Here is a 25,574-nt window from a genome sequence, read left to right on the forward strand (position 1 = left end):
ATGACCGAATTTAACCTTGAGGCGCTCAACGCGTTACCGAAAGCGGAACAGTCGGCTGCGCTCCTGGCCGCGAATGACCTGCTCGAACGGCTGTCTGCGCAGGAAAGAGTAAGCTGGGCGTTGGAAAATCTGCCGGGCGAGTTTGTGTTGTCGTCCAGTTTCGGCATTCAGGCCGCGGTGTCGCTGCATTTGGTGACGCGGCAGCGACCGGATATCCCGGTGATCCTCACGGATACCGGCTACCTGTTCCCTGAAACCTATCAGTTCATTGATGCGCTGACGGAACAGCTGAAACTGAATCTGCAAGTGTATCGCGCCGCAGAATCCCCCGCCTGGCAGGAAGCGCGTTACGGCAAGCTGTGGGAGCAGGGCGTGGAAGGTATCGAACGCTACAACCTGATCAATAAAGTTGAGCCGATGAATCGGGCGCTGAGCGAGCTAAAAGCAGGAACCTGGTTTGCCGGTCTGCGTCGTGAGCAGTCCGGCAGTCGGGGCGCGTTGCCGGTACTGGCGATCCAACGCGGCGTTTTCAAATTTCTGCCGATTATCGATTGGGATAACCGGCAGGTTTATCACTACCTGAAAGAGAACGGCCTGAGTTACCACCCGCTGTGGGAGCAGGGCTACCTATCGGTGGGCGATACGCATACGACCCGTAAGTGGGAACCGGGTATGAGCGAAGAAGAAACCCGCTTCTTCGGCCTGAAACGCGAATGCGGCCTGCACGAAGGGTAAAAACAGCAACCGGGCATCGCCCGGTTTTTTTCCCCGCCCCTGTAGAGAAAATCATGATGGCTCGGGACATGTATTATCCTTCTTAGTTCTCTCGGGCGGGTTCCCGCGATACTTGACGTTGTCTACGCTCGGGTGAATGAGCCAACGTTCTGTTCTGTCAGCGAGGATTACCCGCGATTTAACGCCGCCAGGCTACTGCTACGCAAATCAATGACCATCCGGCCTTTAATTTTTCCTTGCTCCATCTCTTCAAAAATGGCGTTGACGTCGGTCATTGGACGTAGCGTCACGTTGGGCACGACTTTTCCCTCCTGAGCAAACTGGAATGCTTCCCGCAGGTCCTGACGCGTCCCTACCAGTGAACCGATAACCTGAATGCCATCTAACACCAGACGCGGTATGTACAAGTCCATACTTTCGGGCGGCAGGCCGATGGCAACCACGCGAGCGCCGGCACGCACCGCATCAATGGCTGAATTAAACGCCGCACGCGCGACGGCGGTCACAACGGCGGCATGCGCGCCGCCCACTTTTTCCTGAATGATTTCCGCCGCGTTTTCTTTCGCCGGATTGATGACCAGATCGGCTCCTCTCTCTTTTGCGAACGCCAGTTGGGCATCGTTGACATCGACAGCGATAACGTTGGCGTTAAAGACATTTTTCGCGTACTGCAAGGCCAGATTACCTAATCCACCGAGGCCGTAGATGGCAATCCACTGGCCGGGTTTAATCGTGGATACTTTCACCGCTTTGTAGGTGGTTACGCCTGCACAGGTAATACTGCTGGCCGCCGCCGGATCCAGCCCGTCAGGCACCTTAACTGCATAATCTGCGACGACAATACACTCTTCAGCCATACTGCCGTCGACGGTGAATCCCGCATTTTTTGCGCTTCGGCATAGCGTTTCGTTGCCGCCGATGCAGTATTCGCAGTGCCCACACCCCTGATAAAACCAGGCCACGCTGGCGCGATCGCCCGGTTTTAGTGAGGTGACGCCGGGCCCAATCGCTTTGACGATACCGATGCCCTCGTGACCGAGAACGACCCCGGTTTTATCACCGTAATCGCCATTTTTGACGTGTAAATCCGTATGGCAGACGCCGCAGTATTCCATGGCGAGCAGCGCTTCGCCGTGGCCGGGTTCGCGTAATGCTTTTTCAATAATTTCGGCTTTTCCGCCTTTACCGGCGACAACTGCTTTCATAACTGACTCCTGTTGGTCTTTAACGCGTACATAAGCTGACGGTGACACATTCGTTAGATGACGAAAATCAAGGTGAGTCTGGCATCTGTGATGCCGGATGGGCGTCACAGGAAGACTCGTTACAACGGGTAAAGAAAATGGCTAGTACTGTAAGCGTCGTCGCAAGGTTAACGACGGCTTCTCGTTAAATTGCTTCTGGTAATCTCTGGCGAACTGACTCAGGTGCCAGAAACCCCATTGCATCGCCGCATCCTGAACGGTGCGATGGAGTGAGGCCGGGCTGATAAGTTCACGGCGGACGGCATTGAGGCGGATGATTTTCAGCCAGGCGTTCGGGCTGATTCCCAATACGCCTTGGAAGGCGTTCTGTAATGTGCGACGGCTGACGTGTAACTGACGGCAGAGATCGAGGACGGTGACCGGCTCTGAGGTCCGGCTCAACACATACTCCCGGACAAAGGCGATCAATTTATGGTGATGGCGGTTGGGCGTTTTTTCCGTAGCGGGCTGAGCCTCTTCCAGAAAAGAAATCAGTGTGGTCAATAAATTGTGTTTCAGCACCTTTTCTGCATTGTGTTGTTTCATCTCGTGAGGGAACTGGCTGCTATACCACAATGCATGACGAATGAATGAGCAAAGTGTAGCCTTTTTGTCGTGTGCCATTTGCAGCGTGGCGCCCTGATTAAACCGCTGAGTCAGCCATTCTGGATCGTTGAGCGCGCCAATATACTGGCTGAGCACATCATGAGAGATAACCACGCCCAAAATGGAGAAATCATCCGGCGTGCTTAATTCAAATTCTTTGCCGCCCGGGCTAACGGCAATGCTGTATTCATCCAGCGGCTGCGCATCAATAAACCCCATACTTTTTTGTGTAGAAGGGAGGCCGAACCAGAATGAACCGGGCCACACCATACAGGATTGGCGTAGCGCGAGGTTGGTGTATTCGTGACACAGCTGAATGCCATCCAGCAGTAATTCCTGAAGCTCGCCCCGGAAATGACCGGGGGAAACCTGATCGTAGAGCTGCTGCCAGGCGGTGAGGGTACAGGACTGGGCATAAACATCCTGCGTGGAATACTGATGTATGTACTGGGCCTGTCCATGAAAAGCCAATAGATCTTCGGGAGGAGTCATCCGGGCATCAAGCTGATGCAGTGGAATCAGGTTATCGGTTCTCATATGCAATTTCCTCCCAGAAAAAGCCGGTAATACCAAATATGGGTCACTTAACCATTGCGGTTGATGTTGACGGGCTGCCATGCCCGTCACCCTATGGGACGTTGTGTGACGCTGTAATAAAAGACGCCCGCGCTTTTAACAAGGGTTCATATAAATTTAAACGATTCTAAACATATCCACCATTACGCAGCGCCGGATGCGAACAAAAGTTCGGGCGGATGTCACTCCCTCGCCGGTCGGCGTTGAGATCGTCATGGAAGTACAGCCCTCACCGCCTAACCCCAGTCCCGCAATACAAGGGCCATTTTTCACAAAAATGCTGGTATTAATGGTATTCGCCATTTTGTGGAGGTTATCAATATTTGTTGAGTGCATCGCGGCGGTATGGCGGCGACCGCCTTCCAGACGTACCGCAAGATCGATGGCGTCCTGTACGTTATTTACCCGAACAACGGGCAGAACCGGCATCATCATTTCGGTAACGGCAAAGGGGTGATCTCCATCGGTTTCAGCCAGCAGTAAGCGGGTATCTTCACTGACGTTCAGACCGATGGCCGCCGCGATTTTGGCCGCGTCGCGTCCGACCCAGTCGCGGCTTGGACGGCCTTGCCCTGTCTCATCAATGTCGGTCAGCAGCAGCGATTGCAACTGCCTGGTTTGCTCACGCGTCAGCAGCACCGCCTGATGGCGCTGCATTTCCGTCAATAATTTATCGGCGACGCTATCGACCACGATCGCCACTTTCTCATCGACGCAGATAATATTGTTGTCAAATGAGGCGCCGTGAACAATGTCACGCGCGGCGCGTTCGATATTCGCCGTTTCATCGACAACCACCGGCGGGTTGCCTGCTCCGGCGGCAATCAGACGTTTATCCGTATGTTTGCGCGCGGCCTCTACGACGGCTTCGCCACCGGTGACGACCAGCAGGCTGACTCCCGGATGACTGAACAGCCGCTGGGCGGTTTCAATATTCGGTTCGGTCACGCTGACTAACAGGTTTTCCGGGCCGCCTGCGGCAATAATGGCTTGATTTAATAGACTAATCGTATAGAGCGAGACGTTCTTTGCCGCGGGGTGCGGGGCAAAAACGACGCTGTTGCCTGCGGAAATCATACTGATGGCGTTATTGATGACGGTGGCGGCGGGATTGGTCGATGGCGTGACGGACGCCACCACGCCCCAGGGGGCATTTTCAATGAGGGTGAGGCCCTTATCGCCAGTGACGACTTTTGCCGTCAGGTTTTCCGTGCCGGGGGTACTGCGCGCCTGTGAGACATTTTTGGTATATTTATCCGCGACGCGACCCATTCCGGTTTCCTGTACCGCCATTTCTGCCAGAGCCTGCGCGTAACGTTCGCCGGCCTGACGGATGGCGGCAATAATACTTTGCCGCAGGTTCACGTTATCCAGCCGTTTTTGCGCGTGCGTTGCGGCATGGATTGAATCATCCAGAGAGGTAAAGATCCCGTATTGCGCATCGAACTCGACAACAGGGCGAAGCGGGGCGTTTAGCTCAAGCGTTGATGGTTCCATACGTGAAATCCTCTTTTATCAATAAGATAATCTGTTGTGCGGTTTGTCATGGCATGACCACAACGTCGTCGACCGCGCATACCGTCAGGAACCGCGATCCCTTATCGTTCCGTTTATCGACGACCGGGATTGCACGAACCTCTACTCCTAAACGGCTTTGACTGCCTGTGGGCTATGGCATGTTGCAATGGATCAGCCAAAGCAAATATCAAAAATCGGCAAACTGTCCGCAACTTTGAAGCGCGTCATAAACTGTTTTTATGGCATAGACAGGAGAGGGGCGGAAACGGGGGGGGAAGACATAATTGGCGGATGCGTTTTACTGTTATTCCATTACGGAACTTGTCATTCCAATTCGGCATTTCATAAGTGTTCTGTCCGCACCGTATAGTCGCATTATCTATTTTTTTGCTTAGTTAAGGCGATTGTGAACTATCTCCCTTTATTTGCCGATCTCCGTCAGCGCCCGGTATTGGTCGTGGGCGGCGGCGAGATTGCCACGCGCAAAATCGATCTGCTGCAACGCGCGGGTGCGGAGATAAAAATTGTCGCGCACGCGCTGGCGGAGCCTTTGGCTGCGCAGCATCAGGCTGGACAGGTCGAGTGGCTGGCACGTGTCTTCACGCCGGAATTGTTATCCGGTGTGTTTCTGGTCATTGCCGCAACGGATGATGCCGAACTGAATACGGCGGTGTTTGAGGCCGCGAATCAGCGTCATCTGCTGGTGAACGTGGTGGACGATCAGCCGAAGTGTTCATTTATTTTCCCCTCGATTGTCGATCGTTCGCCGCTGGTGGTGGCGATTTCCTCCGGTGGACAAGCGCCGGTACTGGCGCGTCTGCTGCGTGAAAAGCTGGAATCGTTATTGCCTGCCAGTCTGGGTACTATGGCGCAAATCGCCGGAAGCTGGCGCGACAGGATTAAGACCCGGCTGCATTCAATGTCGGCACGCCGTCGTTTTTGGGAACGCCTGTTTGTCGGGCGTTTTGCGGCGTTGGTTTCCGCCGGACAGCTGGCGCAGGCCGAAGACGAACTGCAACAGCAGCTTACGCATCAGCAAGATGAACAGCGGCAGCCGGCGGCGGCACGGGGTGAAATCGCGCTGGTCGGCGCAGGCCCGGGGGATGCCGGGCTGCTTACGCTGCGAGGATTACAGGTGATACAGCAGGCGGACGTGGTGCTGTATGACCATCTGGTGAGCGCTGACGTACTGGATCTGGTGCGTCGTGATGCCGAACGTCTCTGCGTCGGAAAGCGTGCCAGCGCGCATTCGCTCCCGCAAGATGAGATTAATCAGTTACTGGTGAAGCTGGCGCAAGAAGGCAAGCGGGTGGTGCGGCTGAAAGGCGGCGATCCTTTTATTTTCGGGCGTGGCGGAGAGGAACTGCAAGCGGCGGCGCAGGCCGGTATCGCCTTTCAGGTGGTGCCCGGCGTGACGGCGGCGGCGGGCGTTACGGCCTATGCGGGGATCCCGCTGACGCACCGTGATTACGCCCAAAGCGTGATTTTTATCACCGGCCATTGCCGCCCGGATGGCGATGCGCTGGATTGGTCAACGCTGGCGCGCGGGCGTCAGACGTTGGCGATTTACATGGGAACGATGAAGGCCGCGGAGATAGCGCAACAGCTTATTGCGCATGGTCGCGCATCTCACACTCCCGTCGCCGTGATCAGTCGCGGCACCCGACACGATCAGCAGGTGCAAATTGGCACACTGCAACAGTTAGAACATTTGGCTCGGCAGGCACCGACACCGGCGCTGCTGGTGATTGGCGAGGTGGTGGATTTACATCATCAAATTGCCTGGTTTGGTCAGAAAACGCCGACGGTGACGCAAGATGGTCGTCCGGCGGTAGTCAACTTGGCTTAAGGAAGGGGTATGGACGAGAAACGACTCACGCATTTACGGCAGCTCGAAGCCGAAAGCATTCACATCATCCGCGAAGTGGCGGCCGAGTTCAGTAACCCGGTAATGATGTATTCCATCGGTAAAGACTCTTCGGTGATGCTGCATCTGGCGCGCAAGGCGTTCTATCCGGGTTCGCTGCCTTTCCCGCTGTTGCACGTTGATACCGGTTGGAAATTTCGTGAAATGTATGAATTCCGCGACCGCACAGCGAAGGCCTACGGCTGTGAATTGCTGGTACACCGCAACCCGCAGGGGGAAGCGCTGGGCATTAACCCCTTCGTGCACGGTAGCGCTAAGCACACCGACATCATGAAAACCGAAGGGCTGAAGCAGGCGCTGGATAAATACGGTTTTGACGCTGCGTTTGGCGGAGCGCGTCGCGATGAAGAAAAATCACGCGCCAAAGAGCGTATTTATTCCTTCCGTGACCGTTTCCACCGCTGGGATCCGAAAAATCAGCGTCCGGAACTGTGGCATAACTACAACGGCCAGATCAACAAAGGCGAAAGTATCCGCGTTTTCCCGCTCTCAAACTGGACCGAACTGGATATCTGGCAATATATCTATCTGGAAAACATCGAGATAGTTCCGCTGTATCTGGCCGCGGAGCGTCCGGTGCTGGAACGTGATGGGATGCTGTTGATGGTGGATGATGACCGTATCGACCTGCAACCGGGGGAAGTGATCGAACAACGTATGGTGCGGTTCCGCACGCTGGGTTGCTGGCCGCTGACGGGGGCGGTGGCATCGAATGCGCAGACGTTGCCGGAGATTATCGAAGAGATGCTGATCTCCACCACCAGCGAGCGTCAGGGACGGGTGATTGACCGCGATCAGGCCGGTTCAATGGAGCTGAAAAAGCGTCAAGGGTATTTCTGAGGAATCGTCGAATGAGTCAAATTTCGTTAAAAGACACAGCCGCAGAAAATGGGGCTGAGAAGGATGCCGCTGTCATCAACAATACGATTGCGCAGCAGATCGCCGAACAGGGCGGTGTCGAAGCCTATTTACACGCGCAGCAGGATAAAACGCTGCTGCGTTTCCTGACCTGTGGCAGCGTCGATGATGGAAAAAGTACGCTGATTGGCCGTTTGCTGCACGATACGCGCCAGATTTATGAAGATCAGCTTAGTACGCTGCACAATGACAGCAAACGTCTGGGAACGCAGGGCGAAAAGCTGGATTTGGCGCTGCTGGTGGACGGACTTCAGGCCGAGCGCGAGCAGGGCATCACCATTGACGTCGCTTACCGCTATTTTTCGACGGAAAAACGCAAATTCATCATCGCCGATACGCCGGGGCACGAGCAGTACACCCGCAACATGGCGACCGGCGCATCAACCTGCGAGTTGGCTATCCTGCTGATTGACGCCCGTAAAGGCGTTCTGGATCAGACTCGTCGTCACAGCTTTATTGCGACCCTGCTGGGCATCCGCGATCTGGTGGTGGCCGTGAATAAGATGGATCTGGTGGATTATCAGCAAACGGTCTTTGAGCAATTTAAGCAGGATTATCTGGATTTCGCCCAGCAACTGCCTACCGACCTGAATATCACTTTTGTGCCGATTTCCGCATTGGATGGCGACAATGTCGCGACGCCAAGCACGGCGATGAACTGGTATACCGGGCCGACGCTGCTGGGGGTGTTAGAAACGGTGAACGTGGCTCAGCATAGCCTCAAGCAGCCGATGCGCTTCCCGGTACAGTATGTTAACCGCCCGAATCTGGATTTCCGTGGCTACGCGGGAACACTGGCCTCCGGCATTATCCGCGTCGGGCAACGGGTTAAAGTGCTGCCATCCGGCGTAGAATCCACCGTGAGTCGCATTGTGACCTTTGACGGTGATTTACCGCAGGCGCAGGCAGGGGAAGCGATTACGCTGGTGCTGGCAGATGAAATTGACATCAGTCGTGGCGACCTGCTGGTCGATAGCAGTGAATCACTGAAAGCGGTGCAGCATGCGCTGGTGGATGTGGTCTGGATGGCGGAGCAGCCGCTGGTGCCGGGACAGAGCTACGATATCAAGATTGGCGGTAAGAAAACGCGTGCTCGGGTCGAGAATATTCAGTATCAGGTCGAGATCAATACGCTGACACAGCGCGTAGCGGAGAACCTGCCGCTGAATGGTATTGGTTCGGTTGAACTGACGTTTGATGAACCGCTGGTGCTGGACAACTATCAGCAAAACCCGGTGACTGGCGGCATGATCTTTATCGATCGTCTGAGTAACGTGACGATAGGCGCAGGACTGGTGCGCGAGCCTATCGAACAGGTGTATCAGGAACCGGATGCGTACAGTGCATTTGAGCTGGAACTGAATGCCCTGGTGCGGCGCCACTTCCCGCATTGGGGTGCGCGTGACCTGCTGGGAGGCAAATAACGTGTCTTCCCGCGATGAACCGATTGACGATAATGTTGTCTGGCATGCGCATGATGTGACCCGTGAGTCGCGTGAGAAGCTGCATGGTCATCAGGGCGTGGTGATTTGGTTTACCGGGCTGTCGGGCTCCGGTAAATCCACGCTGGCCGGGGCGCTGGAGCAAGCACTGCATCAACGTGGCGTCAGTACTTACCTGCTGGATGGCGATAACGTCCGGCATGGTTTGTGCCGGGATCTGGGCTTCACCGATGATGACCGGCGGGAGAATATCCGCCGCGTGGGGGAAGTGGCTAAGCTGATGTTGGATGCCGGACTGGTGGTGCTGACCGCGTTTATTTCACCGCACCGCGCCGAGCGTAAAATGGTGCAGGATTTGCTGGAAGATGGGCAGTTCATCGAAGTGTTTGTCGATACGCCGCTGGCGACCTGCGAAGCGCGCGATCCGAAAGGGTTGTACAAGAAAGCCCGAGCGGGAGAACTGCGCCATTTCACCGGGATCGATTCGGTGTATGAAGCGCCGGAAGCGCCCGACCTTCATCTGAATGGCGAACAATTCGTAACAAATTTGACCGGCCAATTGTTAGATCTGCTTGGCAAGCGAGCTATTATCAAACTCTGATGTCCCCGCATTTTTCGCCGCGTCGTTGGGTGTCGCAGGGGAACAATGGGAACGCTTATGCAAAACGCCACACAGTTAACGATTAGCAAAACTCGATCAGTACAAGAAGAAGAGGATGACGGTGTTTCCACGCTGTTTATGGGCGCGGTGACGGCGTTCTCCTTTTATTGGTTGGCTTTTAGTATTCCTTTTTGGGTTTATGGCTCCAATACGACGTTTTTTTTCATGCTGTATACCTGGCCGTTCTTTCTGGCACTGATGCCATTTTCGGTGCTGGTGGGGGTTGGGATTAGCTTTTTGCTGAGAGGCTATATTTTTTACACCCTGTTTGCGACGGGGTTGACGGTGATGTGTCTGTTTTGGCTGGTATTCTCATTTCTGACCGGTTGGTAAGGGAAAAGGCGGCCAGCACGGAATGCCGACCGCCTGCCGCATCACCGTATTTTGCTCAGGAAAGCCTGTGTGCGCGGGTTGACGGGGCGGGTAAAGATCGCCTCTGGCGCTCCCTGTTCCTGAATAACGCCTTGATCGATAAAGATCACGGTGTCAGCCACATCTCTGGCAAATGCCATTTCATGAGTGACGATGACCATCGTCATGCCTTCGTTTGCCAATGTTTTCATGACGTCCAGAACGTCGCCGACCAACTCCGGATCCAGCGCGGATGTCGGTTCATCGAACAACATCACCGCCGGTTCCATTGCCAACGCGCGGGCAATGGCGACGCGCTGTTGCTGACCGCCTGACAGACTGTTTGGCCAAGCGTCGATTTTATCCAGCAGACCGACTTTGCTTAGCAGCGCTCTGGCGCGTTCAACGGCCTGATCACGAGGTAACTTTTTGATATCCATCGGTGCCATAATCACGTTTTCCAGCACTGTCATGTGTGGAAAGAGATTAAAGCGTTGAAACACCATACCAACGCTTTCACGCAGGCGGTTGATATTGGTTTTCCGATCGTGAATGGCAAAGCCATTGACGGTAATCTCGCCTGCTGACAGCGTCTCCAGTGCGTTGATGCAACGCAGAAAGGTACTTTTTCCCGAACCGGAAGGGCCAATCAGACAAACCACTTCCTGAGGCGCGATGTCGCAGGAAATACCGCGCAGGACGTGGGTATCGCCAAATTGTTTTTGCAGGTTGTTAACGTGAATCACTTTTGCCAAACCTCGTTTCCATGTGCCGCACCAGCAGCGAGAGCAGGAAAGTAATGACCCAATAGACGACGGAAATCGTCAGGTAGGGTTCCCAGTATGTAGCATAAGAGCCTGACACCGTCCGGGCGGCATAGGCGAGATCCGCCAGGCCGATGGCAGAGGCCAGCGATGAGTCTTTCACAATCGCAATGGCGTTATTGCCCAGCGGCGGCAACATACGGCGAAAAGCCTGCGGCAGAATCACTTTTCGCATAGTGCGTCCATAGCTCATGCCGAGAGAACGCGAGGCTTCCATCTGTCCACGATCGATGGATTGAATACCCGCGCGGAATATTTCGGAAACGTAGGCCCCCGCGTTGAGCGTAATGGCCACGACGCAAGAGAGGAACGCGCCGTAATCAGACCGTAGCGTGCGGGCAAAATCCACTGACATGATATTGCTGGTCACCAGCAGCCCGTCACGCGGGTTGATGAACAGCGGCACCAGAGCGAAGTGCACCACCATGATTTGCACAAACAGCGGCGTACCGCGAAAGGCGCTGATATAGATGCGTACCGGCCATTGAACGCCGTAGTGCAGTATATATTTCCACGGACCGTGCGGCGCTTGCGCCAAGCGGCCTAATCCGAGCGTTAATCCCCAGCAGGTGCCAAGAATGACACAAATAATGGTGCATTTGATGGTCATCCAGGCGCCTTCCATAAAGAGGGGAGCATACTCCTGAATGATCTCCCAACGAAATCCCGTCAAGACCGTTTCCTTTTAAAGAGGATATCTATTGATTGTTAGCCAATTAGCCGGTTTCGCGGCGTCTCGCATCAGGTGATTAGCCCGGAGAGATACGCCGCGTATCGCCGTCATTATTCGGCAGGTAAGGTCGGCACATTGTTATCAAACCAGGTTTGATAGATCTTGGCGTAGGTGCCATCAGCAACGATTTTTTTCAGCCCGGCGTTAATTTTTTCGCGCAGCTCGTCATTGCCTTTGGCTACGGCGATGCCAAAATACTGGCGTTCGAATTTGGCATCGGAAATCAGATTGAACTGTTTTTCAGGGTGAGTCTTAATGTAAAACTTCACAACGCCGACATCGCCAACCGCAGCACCAATACCATTTTCATACAGCTCTTGCAGCATGAGCGGCGTGTTATCAAACCGTTTAATTGATGTGCTGTTTTTTCCTAATACGTCTGAGATCACCACATCAGCGGTACTGGAGTTCACAACACCTACCTTGTGAGCTTTCAGGGCGTTAATGGAGTCGATCGTCGAACCTTCTGGAATGACGATGGATTGCTCGGCAGGAAAATATGGGGCGGAAAAATCGACCATTTGCTTGCGCTTGTCGGTAATGGTGATACCAGAAATGATAATATCGCGATCGCCGGAGTTAAGGGTCGCGAAGATACCTTCCCACGGCGTATTGATTAGCTTGATGTTAAAATTCTCTGCTTTGGCGATCGCTTTAATAATATCAATATCAAAACCTTCCAGCTCTTTCTGCGCATTTTCAAATTCAAACGGACGGTAAGTTCCGCCGGAGCCAACCACGTAAGTCGGCTCTGCGGCGAAGGTGGTGATTGAGAGAGCGGCGGCGCAGAGCGCGCCGATACATAGCAGCTTTTTGAACATGATTATCTCCTGGTTTAAATGCGAATCTTATTTTTATGCACTTTGGATGCATAAAAATACACGGGTATCCCTAAGGGTTCAACTTACGATTTTCCTTAGTGCGGTTTTATCTTGCTGGGATCCTGCACACTTACCTTTTCTGACCCGCGATTGAAGTGGAGAGAAAACACGGTATTAATGAATAGACGTCAGGGACAATGGAGGGGGCGCGTTTGGCGTGTTCCATACCAAAATGGTCTCCATTTGAACAAGGGATAAGGGGAATCTTGCTTTCCACGGCCAGACACAGTGGAGTCAAAACAAAAGTTATGGGATGATTAAGCGGTTTTTCAGGGGGCGGGATGGGAAAGCTTACGCTGTTATTATTGATATTGCTTGGCTGGCTTCAGTATTCACTGTGGCTGGGCAAGAATGGTATTCATGATTACGTTCGGGTGAAAGAGGATGTTGTTGTCCAGCAGGGGAACAATGCCAAATTAAAATCCCGTAACGAACAACTGTTTGCCGAAATTGACGACCTCAATGGTGGGCAGGAGGCGATTGAAGAGCGCGCGCGCAATGAACTGGGTATGATCAAACCCGGCGAAAGCTTCTATCGTCTGGTACCGGAGTCGAGCCGTCGTAACGCGAATACCAATTCATCCAACAACACATCACGTTGACACATGCATATACCAAGCCTTTCCCCACCTGAGGTTGTTGCCGTTTTGCCTGCCGCCGGTAACGGCAGCAGAATGCAAAACGATCGCCCCAAGCAATATCTGACGATTGGCAATGACGCAACCGGTCGTAAAACCATCCTGGAACATACCATCGACACGCTCTTGCGCCACGCCTCAATACAGCGTGTGGTGGTCGCCATCCGTTCGGATGACGTATTTTTTCCTACATTAGCGATCGCCAATGACCCGCGTATTCTCGTTGTTACCGGCGGGCAGCAGCGTGCGGATTCTGTACTGGCTGGTCTGGCCGCCGTTGCCGATACCGCGTGGGCGCTGGTGCATGACGCCGCGCGCCCGTGCCTGCATCAGGACGATTTAACGCGTTTGCTGGCGCTTGTCGGGCAGAGCGACGTTGGTGGCATTCTGGCGGCGCCGGTTCGTGATACCATGAAACGCAGTACGGACGGATTTATCGAGCATACCGTTGAGCGTAACGATTTGTGGCACGCATTGACCCCGCAGCTGTTTCCTGCGGTGTTGCTGAAAGCGTGTCTGCAACGCGCGCTTCAGGATGGCGTAACCGTTACGGATGAAGCTTCCGCGTTGGAATATTGTGGCTATCGTCCGCAAATTATCAGTGGGCGTTCAGATAATATAAAAGTAACTCGTCCTGAGGATTTGGCGCTGGCCGAGTTCTATTTGACGAGTCTGCACTCCACTCATTCGATTAGCTAAATACATTAAGGAGAACGTGCGATGCGTATCGGTCACGGTTTTGATGTCCATAAATTTGGTGGAGAAGGTCCGTTGGTGATCGGTGGCGTGCGAGTTCCCTATGCTCAAGGCCTGCTGGCGCATTCCGATGGGGATGTGGTTCTGCATGCCGTGACGGATGCCCTGCTGGGCGCGGCAGCTCTGGGCGATATCGGTAAACTGTTCCCCGATACCGATCCGGCTTTTAAAGGCGCAGACAGCCGTGTCTTGCTGCGTGAAGCCTGGCGTCGAATCAACGACAAAGGCTATCAGTTGGGCAACCTGGACGTCACCATTATTGCGCAAGCACCGAAGATGGCGCCGCATATTCCCCAGATGCGGGTGAATCTGGCGGAAGACTTACAGTGCCATATCGATGATGTCAACGTGAAAGCCACGACGACAGAGCAGTTAGGGTTTACCGGTCGTGGTGAAGGAATAGCCTGTGAGGCCGTAGCGTTGCTAGTGAAAAAAGAAACCGGCGAAATCGTCGCGTGGTAAGCGATGGTCTGAACGCAAAGCGTGAAGAATATAAAAAAGCCATCGCATGACGGTGATGCGCTTTGTGAGATAACGATGGAAAACAGTGAACAACTCGTCTGGTTGCATGGTGAACCCCGTGCTACCGGCGCCTTAAAGTCGGCCGCAGACGATTTTGTGGTGGTGGAAGACTTAGGGTTTCAGCCGGACGGCGACGGCGAACAGGTATTGGTGCGCGTGCGCAAGCGCGGCTGTAATACGCAATTTGTGGCCGAGATGCTGGCAAAGTTTGCCCGACTGCCGCTACGTGCCGTGAGCTATGCCGGGCTGAAAGATCGCCATGCCGTGACAGAGCAATGGTTCTGTCTGCATATGCCGGGAAAGGAAACGCCGGATTTTTCCGCGTTCGAACTTGAAGGCTGTGAGGTGCTTGACGTTACCCGCCATCGTCGCAAATTGCGAATCGGTACGCTACGAGGCAATGATTTTACTCTGGTGTTGCGTCAGGTCAGCGATCGCCATGATGTCGACGCTCGACTGGCGTTAATTGCCGCGAACGGCGTGCCTAATTATTTCGGTAGCCAGCGTTTCGGACGGGACGGGAACAATCTTGAGCAGGCGCGCCGCTGGGCGAATAACGAAATTCGGGTAAAAGAACGCAATAAACGCAGCTTTTATCTTTCCGCCAGCCGCAGCGCGATGTTTAATCAGGTGGCCAGCGCAAGACTGGCGCGGCGGCAGGAAAAGACCGTACTCTGCGGCGATGCATTGCAGCTTTCGGGGCGCGGTAGCTGGTTTGTGGCGAAAGCCGACGAACGGGATGCCCTACAGACCCGCCTTGATGCCGGTGAACTCCAGATTACCGCGCCTCTGCCGGGGGATGGTGAACTGGGGTCGCAGGACGATGCGCGGAGTTTTGAAGAGTGGGCATTGGCTGGGCAAGAGACGCTTTGGGCCTTAGTCCGGCGGGAGCGGGTTGAATCCGCCCGGCGTGCTATTTTGCTGTATCCACAGCAGATGCGCTGGAATTGGCGGGATGACGCCACCGTGGAATTGAAGTTTTGGCTGCCAGCGGGAAGTTTTGCCACCAGCGTGGTGAGAGAAGTGCTGCATTCGCGGCAGGATACGGATAGCGATCTCTAATATGTCGCGATGCGTTTTCCTGAAGCGCGCAGAAGCCGGCAGCCATAGACGTGTGCGGTTGGCTTGCCCCTGAACGGGAATATTGATTGGTGACGAGGTTAACCATAGCTGAGGTCGGCGGGGAATGGTAAACAAGCGTATACAAACGTTATTGGCGCAGCTGCGCCAACAGGGCATTCAGGACGAACGTCTGCTACAGGCGATAGAAGCCGTACCCAGAGAACGTTTTGTTGACGAAGCCTTCGAACATAAAGCGTATGAAAATACCGCTCTGCCTATTGGTTCTGGTCAGACGATCTCGCAACCCTATATGGTTGCGAAGATGACGGAGCTGCTCAGTCTGACGCCGGTTTCCCGCGTGTTGGAAATCGGTACCGGTTCGGGTTATCAAACGGCGATTCTGGCGCACTTGGTGCAACACGTCTGCTCGGTTGAGCGTATTAAAGGGCTGCAATGGCAGGCTAAACGTCGTCTGAAGCAGCTTGACTTACACAACGTGTCCACCCGTCACGGCGATGGCTGGTTGGGCTGGGCGTCGCGCGGCCCGTTTGATGCCATCATCGTGACGGCGGCGCCGCCGGAAATTCCTCGTGCGTTACTGGAGCAGCTTGATGAGGGCGGCGTGATGGTCTTGCCCGTCGGGGAACAGGCGCAAATGCTTCAGGTGGTGCAGCGGCGCGCCAGCGAATTTACCCTTCGGATGGTTGAGCCCGTTCGGTTTGTTCCGCTGGTCAAAGGGGAATTAGCCTGATACCGTGACGGTGGTGTGCATGATTGTTAAGCCTTTAACATTTCAATACCACGATTTTATGGTGCGAACGTGTTGATATTTTTAGCCTCTCACCAGCGTGGTATTTCTTCCCGTTGTTCCGCTTGCGAACAAACACCGGGTACCGCTTACGCTACACTGTGTTATGCGTCAGTCAGGCGGGCGACAACGGATGCGGGGCTCACCCACCTGATTGGGTTCTGAATATTGCTGTTTTCTGAACGTTATATACTCTGATAGTTTGAGTTGCAGGATAAAACACGCGCTGGCGGTCCAGGCCGGACCGAGTGCTTAAGAAAGCTCATCGACATGCAGCTTGAAATATGACGGGTATCATTATTTTTTTGAACGCTATAGTTATAGGGGAGTAAGGCGCATGGGAAGCCGAATGATCAATTTGCGTCAGATTGCTGCTTGTACGGTGATGATCGTAGGATTGGCTGGGTGTTCCAACAACGATACTCAATCCGCGCCGATCAGCAGCGTTGACGGAAATACTGGCAGCCGAGGGGGAGTGTTATCTGCGCCGCCATCACGCATTTCAACCCCGGGCGAGGGGGTTGCAACCACATCCGACGGGCGGATCATCTATAACCGCAGCTACGGTACTATTCCGAAAGGCAGCTATAGCGGCGGGAATACCTACACAGTTAAACGGGGAGATACCCTGTTCTATATCGCCTGGATCACCGGCAATGACTACCGGGATCTGGCGCAGCGCAATAATATTCCTGAACCCTACAGTCTGAATGTGGGGCAAACGCTAAGTTTGGGCAACGGATCGGGCAATGCTATCCAGGACGGTAGTTCGGCTGGTGGCGGCATGTTGGCTGCAACCGATGCCACCCGCGGCGGTGTACCGACCCCGCCATCAAGTAACCAAATACAAACTACATCGGTTGATTCCCAGTCAACTAATGCGTATTCTGGTAACCAGGGTAAACAGAATGTAGGTAAAATGTTACCTGCGGCAGGGGCGACAACAACGGTTCCTGCTTCCGTTCCAGCGGCTGTAGCCAGCAGCAATACTGCTGCTGTCGGCAATTGGCGTTGGCCTACTGATGGAAAAGTCATTGATAGTTTCTCCGCTACCGAAGGGGGAAATAAAGGGATTGATATCGCCGGCTCACGTGGGCAACCGATCACCGCAACCGCTAGTGGGCGTGTGGTGTACGCGGGCAACGCGCTGCGTGGTTACGGAAATCTGATAATCATCAAACATAATGATGACTACCTCAGTGCTTATGCTCATAACGATACGATGCTGGTCCGTGAACAACAAGATGTCACGGCTGGACAAAAAATCGCTACGATGGGCAGTACGGGCACAAGCTCAGTTCGCTTGCACTTTGAAATTCGTTACAAGGGGAAATCCGTAAACCCGCTGCGTTTTCTTCCGCAGCGATAAATCGGGCAGAGTATTTCGGTATTCTGCCAAGGGATCACGGGTAGGAGCCACTTATGAGCCAAAGTACGCTGAAAGTTAACGAGTTACATGAAGAGACCGATTTCGACGAGAATGGACTTGACGTTTTTGATGACAAGGCGCTGGCTGAGGACGATACCAATGATAACGACTTGGCTGACGATGAGCCGTTATCACAAGGGGTTTCACAGCGTGTTCTGGATGCAACGCAGCTCTATTTGGGAGAAATTGGCTATTCGCCGCTTTTAACCGCAGAAGAAGAAGTGTATTTTGCCCGGCGTGCGCTGCGTGGTGATATTCCATCACGTCGCCGGATGATTGAAAGTAACCTGCGGCTGGTTGTGAAAATTGCCCGCCGTTACAACAATCGTGGTCTGGCCCTGTTGGATCTGATTGAGGAAGGGAACCTTGGTCTGATCCGGGCCGTTGAAAAATTTGACCCAGAAAGAGGGTTCCGCTTTTCAACGTATGCCACCTGGTGGATTCGACAAACGATAGAACGGGCCATCATGAACCAAACCCGTACCATTCGTTTACCTATCCACATTGTTAAAGAACTTAATGTTTACCTGCGCACCGCGCGCGAATTGTCGCATAAACTGGATCACGAGCCGAGTGCGGAAGAAATTGCCGAACAGCTCGATAAACCGGTTGATGATGTCAACCGCATGCTGCGTCTGAATGAGCGTATTACCTCCGTCGACACCCCGCTTGGGGGTGATTCGGACAAAGCGCTGTTGGATATTCTGGCTGACGAAAAAGACAATGGGCCTGAAGACACCACTCAGGATAACGATATGAAACAGAATATCGTGAAGTGGTTGTTCGAGCTTAACGCCAAGCAGCGTGAGGTGCTGGCACGTCGTTTCGGTCTACTGGGGTATGAAGCGGCGACGCTGGAAGATGTGGGACGCGAAATCGGCTTAACGCGCGAGCGTGTTCGTCAGATTCAGGTTGAAGGTTTACGCCGACTGCGTGAAATTCTTCAGGTTCAGGGGTTAAGCATCGAAGAGTTGTTTCGTGAATAATCCATAACCGGAGATTCGTACATTAAAAAAATGGTGGGTTTCCCCACCATTTTTTATGCCTTGATACCCCAGCTCATTCGCAAAGGGGCATTGGCGGCGATCAGCGTACAATATTCGCCAGCAGAAAATCGACGATTTCGCTGGTTTTAATCATTTGCTTTTCGCCGACCCGGCGGTTTTTGTATTCAATCTCTTCACTGTCCAGATTGCGATCGCCAATGACGATGGTGTGAGGAATACCAATCAGTTCCATGTCGGCGAACATCACGCCCGGACGCTCTTTGCGGTCATCAAGCAGAACTTCAACGCCTTTTGCACGCAGCTGCTGGTAAATATCCTCCGCCACTTCCTTCACGCGGAAAGATTTGTGCATGTTCATTGGCAGAATAGCCACGTGGAAAGGCGCAATAGCGTCTGGCCAGATGATGCCGCGTTCGTCATGGTTTTGCTCAATCGCCGCCGCCACTACGCGTGTGACGCCAATTCCGTAACAGCCCATCGTCAGAATCTGGTTGCGCCCGTCTTCGCCTTGAACCGTCGCTTTCAGCGCTTCGGAATACTTGCTGCCCAGTTGGAAAATATGGCCGACTTCGATACCGCGTTTGATTTGCAGCGTACCTTTGCCGTCCGGGCTACTGTCGCCTTCAACCACGTTGCGAATATCCGCAACCTGCGGCAGTGCGACGTCACGTTCCCAATTGATGCCAAAATAGTGTTTTCCATCAATGTTCGCACCCGCGCTGAAATCACTCATCGCCGTGACGGTTCGGTCAACAATGACGGGGATCGACAAATTGACCGGGCCAAGCGAGCCAGGGCCAGCGCCGATGACCGCACGAATTTCTTCTTCCGTTGCAAAAGTCAACGGACTGGCTACCAGATCGATTTTCTCTGCTTTGATCTCATTCAGTTCGTGATCGCCGCGAACCAGCAACGCAACCAACTTGTGGCCGCTTTCTTTTGTGGCTTGCACTAGCAGCGTTTTGACGGTTTTTTCAATCGGCAGTTTAAATTGTTCGACCAGCTCGGCGATGGTCTTGGCATTCGGCGTATCCACCAGACGCAATGCTTCTGTTGCTTCTGCGCGGCCTGACTGCGGTGCGACGGCCTCCGCCAGTTCTATATTTGCCGCATAATCGGATTCTGTTGAGAATACGATATCGTCTTCACCACTGGCGGCCAGCACCTGAAACTCATGAGACGCATTACCGCCGATAGAGCCGGTATCCGCCTGAACAGCTCTGAAATCCAGCGCCATACGGCTGAAAATTTTGCTGTAAGCGGTGTACATGGCGTCGTAAGTGACCTGCAACGATTCCTGAGAGGTATGGAAGGAGTAGGCATCTTTCATCAGGAATTCACGCGAACGCATCACGCCGAAACGTGGGCGAACTTCATCGCGAAACTTCGTTTGGATCTGGAAAAAGTTCAGCGGCAACTGCTTGTACGAACTGATTTCATTACGGATCAGATCGGTAATCACTTCTTCGTGCGTGGGGCCAAGAACAAATGGGCGCTCACCACGGTCAACAAAGCGCAGCAGCTCTGGACCATATTGCTCCCAGCGGCCACTTTCCACCCATAAATCGGCAGGCTGAACAACGGGCATGGACACTTCGATGGCCCCTGCGTTATTCATCTCTTCGCGTACGATGTTTTCAACTTTTCTTAAAACACGTAAACCGGTCGGTAACCAGGTATAAAGACCTGAGGCCAGTTTACGAATCATTCCTGCCCGGAGCATCAACTGATGGCTGATGACTTCCGCATCGGCTGGCGTCTCCTTGAGCGTGGAGAGCATATATTGGCTAGTACGCATGGTGTTTTAGTTCCATTAGAACGGTAAAAAGCATAGGGCTGTCGCGCAGCCGAAGGCACATAAAAAGTGGCTTAGTTTAACAGCGTGGGCGGCGGGCCAAAAGAGAGTAGGAACAATTTTAGAATATATTGCTGCGGTTAGTGTTTTAACACCCGTTTGACGGGTCGAGGCTTAACACTTCGGTTTGTTCTCCGCAGACACGCCAGCAAACGTTGAATTCCAGCAGCAAAACGGCGTATTCCCGCGGCGTATTTTCTCCTTTCCGGTAAGCTGGGCGAGGATCCTGCGCCAATACCTGCGAGATAAACCGCCTGAGCTGTGGATATTTCTTCTGGTATTCAGCTACCTGCTTTTCCGCCAGCGGAGAAAACCTGACCGGCATCGCGGCATCGGGGGTCGTCTGGGCAAAACCTGCTCGCGCCAGCGGATAACTTTCAGCAAAAGGCAGATAAGGTTTGATATCGACGACCGGGGTACCATCAACCAGATCAAGGCTGCCCAATTCGAGCGTTATGGCGTCGCCTTTTCGGCGAATCCCCTTTAATTCAACCAATGACATGCCGATAGGGTTAGGACGAAAGGTTGAACGCGTGGCGAACACGCCCGTCCGCGTGTTTCCGCCCAGGCGCGGTGGCCTCACCGTTGGACGCCAACCGCCTTCCATCGTTTGGTGAAATACGAACAGCACCCAAATGTGACTGAAATCTTCGAGTCCTCTCACACACTCAGGATGATGGTACGGCGGCAGTAGCTGAAGTTCTCCGCCTCCATCTTCAATCAGGCCCGGCTGCCGCGGAATGGCAAATTTTTCTTTATAAGGGGAGCGGATAACCCCGATCTGATTGAAAACAAATTCGCTCATTGTGCAGAGACTTTCAGTGCTGTGCCTTGGCAAATGACCTGACTATGACAGCCCGCTACGCCGCTGACGGTTTGGCATTCGTGCAGTAAAACCGCATTGGCTTTCATGCCGGTCGCGCGGTGTTGCATTCTTTTCCGCGCATTCGCGATGCTGGGGGGCGCATCCTGAGCGCTAACCTGGCAGGAAGAGCCTGAAACCTCTCCCATATCGCGGAAAGGCTTACCGACCAATTCCTCCGCGCTTTTATACAATGTGGCAGGAGCCGGGCGAACTGTCGGTTTGGGTTTAGGTGCCGGTTCCACGGTTTTGGTCTCAATAACCGGTTGAGGAGCAGGTGCCGGTGGCTTCTGGAATAAGGAACAGCCAGTCAGCGACATTGCTAACACAATAAAGGGAACTGCACGCATTAATAATTCCTCTGCTTTTTTTTCAAAGAACGGGTATTGAAGCAAGCTATCACGCAAATAACAAGACGGGCCGTAGCCCGTCTTGCAGATATCTTTTAGTTGACTGGGTAATCGCGGGATTACCAGCCTTTCACCGCGCCGCCATTAAAGATTTTATTTGCAGCGTCGTTCACTTCGTCTGATTGATAAGCCTGAACAAATTTTTTCACGTTTTCGGCGTCTTTGTTGTTTTCACGTGCCACCAGCAGGTTTACGTACGGAGAATCTTTCTCTTCAACAAACAAGCCATCTTTCGTCGGCGTCAGGTTAATCTGGCTGGCGTAAGTGGTGTTGATTATCGCCAGTGCGATTTGTGCATCATCCAGAGAACGAGGCAGCTGTGGCGCTTCCAGTTCAACCAGTTTGATATTTTTCGGGTTTTCGGTCACGTCCAGTACGGTCGGCAGCAGACCGACGTTGTCTTTCAGCTTAATCAGCCCGACTTTTTGCAACAGCAGTAAAGCGCGCCCCAGATTGGTTGGGTCATTCGGTAATGCAACCTGAGCGCCATCTTGCAGTTCATTCAGTGATTTAATTTTTTTGGAATAGCCGGCAATCGGGTAGACAAAGCTGTTGCCAACAGAAACCAGTTTATAACCCCTGTCTTTGATCTGCTGATCCAGATACGGTTTGTGCTGGAAGGCGTTCAGATCGATATCGCCTTTGCTCAGTGCTTCATTTGGCAATACGTAATCGTTAAACGTGACCAATTCAACATCCAGGCCATATTTGTCCTTCGCGACTTTCTGGGCAACTTCCGCAACCTGCTGTTCTGCGCCAACAATCACGCCGACTTTAATATGGTTGGGATCCTTTTCTTCCTGTCCGCATCCCGCTAACGCCAGAGCACCAATTAGTGCGCCAATGGTCGCAATCGATTTCAATTTAATCGCCATATCCTTACCTCTAATTAAAATGCCTTCTTCGCATATGCCATAGGCAAATGCCTATTGTGGTGATTACTTGTGTGTGACAGCTTTTACTGCCCTGTCTCCGCAGAATTGAATCAGGTAAACCAAAATGACCAGCAGTATTAATACCGTATTCATGACCGTTGCGTTATAACCAATATAACCATACTGATAACCAATTTGACCTAAGCCGCCTGCGCCTACGGCTCCCCCCATAGCAGAATAGCCTACTAGCGTGATAAGCGTGATGGTTGCAGCATTAATTAATCCCGGTAAGGCTTCCGGCAGTAATATCTTTCTGATGATCTGCATCGGCGTGGCGCCCATCGCGCGGGCGGCTTCGATCAGCCCGGTCGGAATTTCAAGCAGCGCATTCTCCACCATGCGGGCAATAAAAGGTGCTGCACCGACGGTGAGCGGGACTATCGCCGCCTGTAGACCAATCGACGTTCCGACAATCACGCGGGTAAAAGGAATCATCCAGACGAGCAGGATAATGAACGGAATGGAACGGAAAATGTTCACCAGCGCAGAAACAATCCGATAAAGCTTAGGGTTGGCAATAATTTGCCCCGGACGCGTGGTGTATAACAGTACGCCGACGGGCAAGCCTAAAACGAAACCGAAAAAGCCAGAGACAAATGTCATGGCGATCGTTTCCCATACACCTCGGGCAAGTAACCATAACATGGCTTCAGACATAACCCAGTACCTCAATATTCACGTGATTTTCTTGCAGAAATTTGATCGCGGCTTGGGTGTCTACCGTGTTGCCATGCATTTCTGCCAGCATGATGCCGAACTTGACGCCGCCGGCGTAGTCCATCTGGGCGCTGATAATATTATTGTTGACGTTAAAACGTCGGGCGGCTTCGGACAACAGCGGCGCATCCACTGATTGACCGGTGAACTCCATCCGTAATAACGGCGGGCTCCCCGGCTGAGGGTCAGGAGACAGGCGCGTGAGATAATCGTCAGGAATATCCAAATGTAATGTTGACTGAATGAATTTTTGCGCCAGCGGCGTTTTAGGATGAGAAAAGACTTCGCTTACCGTGTCCTGTTCAATAAGTCTCCCATTGCTGATAACGGCAACCCGATCGCAAATACGCTTCACGACGTCCATTTCATGGGTAATGAGGAGGATCGTCAGGCCTAAACGTCGATTGATGTCTTTGAGTAATTCAAGAATTGAACGAGTCGTCGCCGGATCCAGCGCGCTGGTGGCTTCGTCGCACAGCAAGACTTTCGGGTTGCTGGCCAGCGCGCGGGCGATGGCCACGCGTTGTTTTTGCCCGCCGGACAGATTGGCAGGGTAAATATCATGCTTGTCAGACAACCCAGCCAATTCGAGCAGTTCATTAACCCGGCGAGTAATTTCAGCTTTTGGGGTGTTATCCAGTTCAAGAGGGAGAGCGATGTTGCCGAAAACGGTACGCGATGCGAGCAGGTTGAAGTGCTGGAAAATCATACCGATTTGACGACGAGCGCGCGTTAACTGGTTGTCTGACAACTGAGTCAGATCTTGTCCGTCTACCAGCACTTTCCCTTCCGTTGGACGCTCTAATAAGTTGACGCATCGAATGAGCGTACTTTTGCCCGCCCCTGATGCGCCAATCACGCCATAGATTTGCCCGGTGGGAACATGAAGGCTCACATCAGCAAGTGCGGTAATTGCCCGGCCATTTTGCTGAAAAACCTTAGTAATATTAGAAAGTTCAATCATATATTTTTTATCGTGAGTGCCTGTGGCAGGATAAATCAGTTTCTGCGCATGCAGAATATGGACGGATGTTAGGGCGTCTAGACGTCTAAGTCAATCGGGATTGTCATGGCTCTGCATTCTCCCAGTGGGGGAAAACATGCGATACTACCGCGTAATTTAGGCCATTCAGGAGCAAAGTCAGTGGCGCAAAGCGTTCCAGCAATTTTTCTTGATCGTGACGGCACGATCAATGTCGATCACGGTTATGTTCATGATATCGATCACTTTCAGTTTATCGATGGCGTCATTGATGCCATGCGTGAGTTGAAAAACATGGGGTTCGCGCTGGTTGTTGTGACGAATCAATCCGGCATCGCGCGCGGCAAATTTACCGAAGACCAGTTTATGCAACTGACTGAATGGATGGACTGGTCGCTGGCAGATCGCGGCGTGGATCTGGATGGCATCTACTTTTGTCCACATCATCCCGACGCTGGGGATGGCGAATACCGTCAGACCTGTGATTGTCGTAAGCCCGAGCCCGGAATGTTACTTTCCGCGCAACGTCACCTGCACATTGATATGCCTGCGTCTTATATGGTGGGCGATAAAACAGAAGATATGCAGGCTGCAATCGGCGCGGGCGTCGGTACTAAACTGCTGGTTCGCACCGGTAAAGCCATCACCGGGCAGGGGGAAGCGCTGGCGGATGATGTGCTGGAAAGCCTCGCAGACCTGCCCAAATGGATAAAAACGCGCAGTTAATAGGCTAAACGAATGAAAGATGCGCAAGCGGAAAAAAGTTTGCGAGATTTGCTTGCGCTTCTGATTTCGCCCCCTATAATGCGCCTCCATCGACACGGCGCTGTGACTCACAAGTCGGTCGGTAAAGAAAGGGAAAACGCTTTAAAATAAACGTTGACTCTGAAGGTGATAAGCGTAATATACGCCACCTCGCAAAGCGGTTCAGGCCGCGCGCACTGCTCTTTAACAATATAATCAGACAATCTGTGTGGGCACTCACAAGACCGTATCTTAACGATATAAAAAGTCTTGAAGAGTGAACAACAGTAAATTCATTACGAATAAACAGTTTTAATTCTTTGAGCATCGCTGACAAGTTCAGCAAATCAAACAAATCTTAAATTGAAGAGTTTGATCATGGCTCAGATTGAACGCTGGCGGCAGGCCTAACACATGCAAGTCGAGCGGCA

Annotated in this window: 26 protein-coding genes and 1 rRNA gene; 15 read left to right on the top strand and 12 right to left on the bottom strand. The window is 53.0% G+C overall.

Features of this window, described 5'->3' with window-relative positions; all coding sequences use genetic code 11:
- Complete coding sequence (locus EDC54_RS14350; RefSeq protein ID WP_132457697.1) at positions 1 to 735, top strand: phosphoadenylyl-sulfate reductase; 735 nt, start codon at positions 1 to 3, stop codon at positions 733 to 735.
- Positions 736 to 902: 167 nt separating this feature from the next.
- On the opposite strand, the gene adhP is transcribed toward EDC54_RS14350, so the two are convergent.
- The 3 genes from adhP to EDC54_RS14365 form a co-directional block, all read right to left on the bottom strand.
- Positions 903 to 1,940: an alcohol dehydrogenase AdhP gene (gene adhP / locus EDC54_RS14355; protein ID WP_132457700.1), complete on the bottom strand. Its 1,038-nt coding sequence runs from the start codon at positions 1,938 to 1,940 to the stop codon at positions 903 to 905.
- Positions 1,941 to 2,081: 141 nt separating this feature from the next.
- Positions 2,082 to 3,122 carry an HTH-type transcriptional regulator EutR gene (gene eutR / locus EDC54_RS14360; RefSeq protein WP_132457703.1) on the bottom strand — a complete coding sequence of 347 codons (1,041 nt, stop codon included), beginning with the start codon at positions 3,120 to 3,122 and terminating at the stop codon, positions 2,082 to 2,084.
- Positions 3,123 to 3,278: 156 nt separating this feature from the next.
- Positions 3,279 to 4,658 carry an aldehyde dehydrogenase family protein gene (locus tag EDC54_RS14365; protein ID WP_132457706.1) on the bottom strand — a complete coding sequence of 460 codons (1,380 nt, stop codon included), beginning with the start codon at positions 4,656 to 4,658 and terminating at the stop codon, positions 3,279 to 3,281.
- Positions 4,659 to 5,085: 427 nt separating this feature from the next.
- Between EDC54_RS14365 and cysG the strand changes: the two genes are divergently transcribed.
- The 5 genes from cysG to EDC54_RS14390 all read left to right on the top strand — a co-directional run bounded on the left by cysG (position 5,086) and on the right by EDC54_RS14390 (position 9,960).
- Positions 5,086 to 6,528, top strand: a complete 1,443-nt coding sequence (cysG, locus tag EDC54_RS14370; RefSeq protein WP_132457708.1) for a siroheme synthase CysG — start codon at positions 5,086 to 5,088, stop codon at positions 6,526 to 6,528.
- Between the two features lie 9 nt (positions 6,529 to 6,537).
- Positions 6,538 to 7,446, top strand: a complete 909-nt coding sequence (gene cysD, locus EDC54_RS14375) for a sulfate adenylyltransferase subunit CysD (RefSeq protein ID WP_132457711.1) — start codon at positions 6,538 to 6,540, stop codon at positions 7,444 to 7,446.
- 74 nt (positions 7,447 to 7,520) lie between these two features.
- A complete protein-coding gene (gene cysN, locus EDC54_RS14380; protein WP_132457783.1) occupies positions 7,521 to 8,948 on the top strand; it encodes a sulfate adenylyltransferase subunit CysN in 1,428 nt (475 codons plus the stop codon).
- Positions 8,887 to 9,567: an adenylyl-sulfate kinase gene (cysC, locus tag EDC54_RS14385; protein WP_380895350.1), complete on the top strand. Its 681-nt coding sequence runs from the start codon at positions 8,887 to 8,889 to the stop codon at positions 9,565 to 9,567. The genes cysN and cysC overlap by 62 nt, the downstream gene beginning before the upstream one ends.
- Before the next feature lie 57 nt (positions 9,568 to 9,624).
- A complete protein-coding gene (locus tag EDC54_RS14390) occupies positions 9,625 to 9,960 on the top strand; it encodes a DUF3561 family protein (RefSeq protein ID WP_196238461.1) in 336 nt (111 codons plus the stop codon).
- Between the two features lie 41 nt (positions 9,961 to 10,001).
- On the opposite strand, the gene EDC54_RS14395 is transcribed toward EDC54_RS14390, so the two are convergent.
- The 3 genes from EDC54_RS14395 to EDC54_RS14405 all read right to left on the bottom strand — a co-directional run bounded on the left by EDC54_RS14395 (position 10,002) and on the right by EDC54_RS14405 (position 12,356).
- Positions 10,002 to 10,724, bottom strand: coding sequence for an amino acid ABC transporter ATP-binding protein (locus EDC54_RS14395; protein WP_132457786.1), 723 nt, complete (start codon positions 10,722 to 10,724; stop codon positions 10,002 to 10,004).
- The gene (locus EDC54_RS14400; RefSeq protein WP_132457720.1) at positions 10,711 to 11,475 is read right to left on the bottom strand and encodes an amino acid ABC transporter permease; all 765 of its coding nucleotides are present in this window, start codon (positions 11,473 to 11,475) and stop codon (positions 10,711 to 10,713) included. Before EDC54_RS14400 ends, EDC54_RS14395 begins: the two co-directional genes overlap by 14 nt.
- A 110-nt stretch (positions 11,476 to 11,585) precedes the next feature.
- A complete protein-coding gene (locus EDC54_RS14405; protein ID WP_132457723.1) occupies positions 11,586 to 12,356 on the bottom strand; it encodes a basic amino acid ABC transporter substrate-binding protein in 771 nt (256 codons plus the stop codon).
- Positions 12,357 to 12,697: 341 nt separating this feature from the next.
- Between EDC54_RS14405 and ftsB the strand changes: the two genes are divergently transcribed.
- From ftsB to rpoS, 7 genes are all read left to right on the top strand, one after another.
- Entirely contained in the window at positions 12,698 to 13,018 is a 321-nt protein-coding gene (ftsB, locus tag EDC54_RS14410) for a cell division protein FtsB (protein ID WP_132457726.1), read from the top strand.
- A 3-nt stretch (positions 13,019 to 13,021) separates the two neighbouring features.
- Positions 13,022 to 13,753: a 2-C-methyl-D-erythritol 4-phosphate cytidylyltransferase gene (gene ispD / locus EDC54_RS14415; RefSeq protein WP_132457729.1), complete on the top strand. Its 732-nt coding sequence runs from the start codon at positions 13,022 to 13,024 to the stop codon at positions 13,751 to 13,753.
- A gap of 21 nt (positions 13,754 to 13,774) precedes the next feature.
- Positions 13,775 to 14,272: a 2-C-methyl-D-erythritol 2,4-cyclodiphosphate synthase gene (gene ispF / locus EDC54_RS14420; RefSeq protein ID WP_132457732.1), complete on the top strand. Its 498-nt coding sequence runs from the start codon at positions 13,775 to 13,777 to the stop codon at positions 14,270 to 14,272.
- 75 nt (positions 14,273 to 14,347) lie between these two features.
- A complete protein-coding gene (gene truD / locus EDC54_RS14425; protein ID WP_132457735.1) occupies positions 14,348 to 15,394 on the top strand; it encodes a tRNA pseudouridine(13) synthase TruD in 1,047 nt (348 codons plus the stop codon).
- Positions 15,395 to 15,518: 124 nt separating this feature from the next.
- Positions 15,519 to 16,145, top strand: a complete 627-nt coding sequence (locus EDC54_RS14430) for a protein-L-isoaspartate(D-aspartate) O-methyltransferase (RefSeq protein ID WP_132457738.1) — start codon at positions 15,519 to 15,521, stop codon at positions 16,143 to 16,145.
- A 406-nt stretch (positions 16,146 to 16,551) separates the two neighbouring features.
- Positions 16,552 to 17,571: a murein hydrolase activator NlpD gene (gene nlpD, locus EDC54_RS14435; RefSeq protein ID WP_230514527.1), complete on the top strand. Its 1,020-nt coding sequence runs from the start codon at positions 16,552 to 16,554 to the stop codon at positions 17,569 to 17,571.
- A gap of 53 nt (positions 17,572 to 17,624) precedes the next feature.
- Complete coding sequence (gene rpoS / locus EDC54_RS14440; RefSeq protein ID WP_132457744.1) at positions 17,625 to 18,617, top strand: RNA polymerase sigma factor RpoS; 993 nt, start codon at positions 17,625 to 17,627, stop codon at positions 18,615 to 18,617.
- Between the two features lie 100 nt (positions 18,618 to 18,717).
- Here rpoS and proS read toward each other — a convergent pair whose 3' ends face one another.
- The 6 genes from proS to metN all read right to left on the bottom strand — a co-directional run bounded on the left by proS (position 18,718) and on the right by metN (position 24,381).
- Positions 18,718 to 20,436, bottom strand: a complete 1,719-nt coding sequence (proS, locus tag EDC54_RS14445; protein ID WP_132457747.1) for a proline--tRNA ligase — start codon at positions 20,434 to 20,436, stop codon at positions 18,718 to 18,720.
- A gap of 145 nt (positions 20,437 to 20,581) precedes the next feature.
- Complete coding sequence (gene tsaA, locus EDC54_RS14450) at positions 20,582 to 21,298, bottom strand: tRNA (N6-threonylcarbamoyladenosine(37)-N6)-methyltransferase TrmO (protein ID WP_132457750.1); 717 nt, start codon at positions 21,296 to 21,298, stop codon at positions 20,582 to 20,584.
- Positions 21,295 to 21,705 carry an Rcs stress response system protein RcsF gene (rcsF, locus tag EDC54_RS14455; RefSeq protein WP_132457753.1) on the bottom strand — a complete coding sequence of 137 codons (411 nt, stop codon included), beginning with the start codon at positions 21,703 to 21,705 and terminating at the stop codon, positions 21,295 to 21,297. Before rcsF ends, tsaA begins: the two co-directional genes overlap by 4 nt.
- A gap of 119 nt (positions 21,706 to 21,824) precedes the next feature.
- Positions 21,825 to 22,640 (bottom strand): MetQ/NlpA family lipoprotein, encoded by an 816-nt coding sequence (locus EDC54_RS14460; protein ID WP_132457756.1) that lies wholly within the window; start codon positions 22,638 to 22,640, stop codon positions 21,825 to 21,827.
- Between the two features lie 63 nt (positions 22,641 to 22,703).
- Complete coding sequence (locus EDC54_RS14465; RefSeq protein WP_132457759.1) at positions 22,704 to 23,357, bottom strand: methionine ABC transporter permease MetI; 654 nt, start codon at positions 23,355 to 23,357, stop codon at positions 22,704 to 22,706.
- A complete protein-coding gene (gene metN, locus EDC54_RS14470) occupies positions 23,350 to 24,381 on the bottom strand; it encodes a methionine ABC transporter ATP-binding protein MetN (protein ID WP_132457762.1) in 1,032 nt (343 codons plus the stop codon). Before metN ends, EDC54_RS14465 begins: the two co-directional genes overlap by 8 nt.
- A gap of 180 nt (positions 24,382 to 24,561) precedes the next feature.
- On the opposite strand from metN, the gene gmhB reads away from it, so the two are divergent.
- Positions 24,562 to 25,125, top strand: a complete 564-nt coding sequence (gene gmhB / locus EDC54_RS14475; protein ID WP_132457765.1) for a D-glycero-beta-D-manno-heptose 1,7-bisphosphate 7-phosphatase — start codon at positions 24,562 to 24,564, stop codon at positions 25,123 to 25,125.
- Positions 25,126 to 25,503: 378 nt separating this feature from the next.
- Positions 25,504 to 25,574: ribosomal RNA gene (locus EDC54_RS14480) — 16S ribosomal RNA — on the top strand; the annotation flags it as partial.

The sequence above is a fragment of the Samsonia erythrinae genome (genome assembly GCF_004342665.1).
Taxonomy (GTDB): domain Bacteria; phylum Pseudomonadota; class Gammaproteobacteria; order Enterobacterales; family Enterobacteriaceae; genus Samsonia; species Samsonia erythrinae.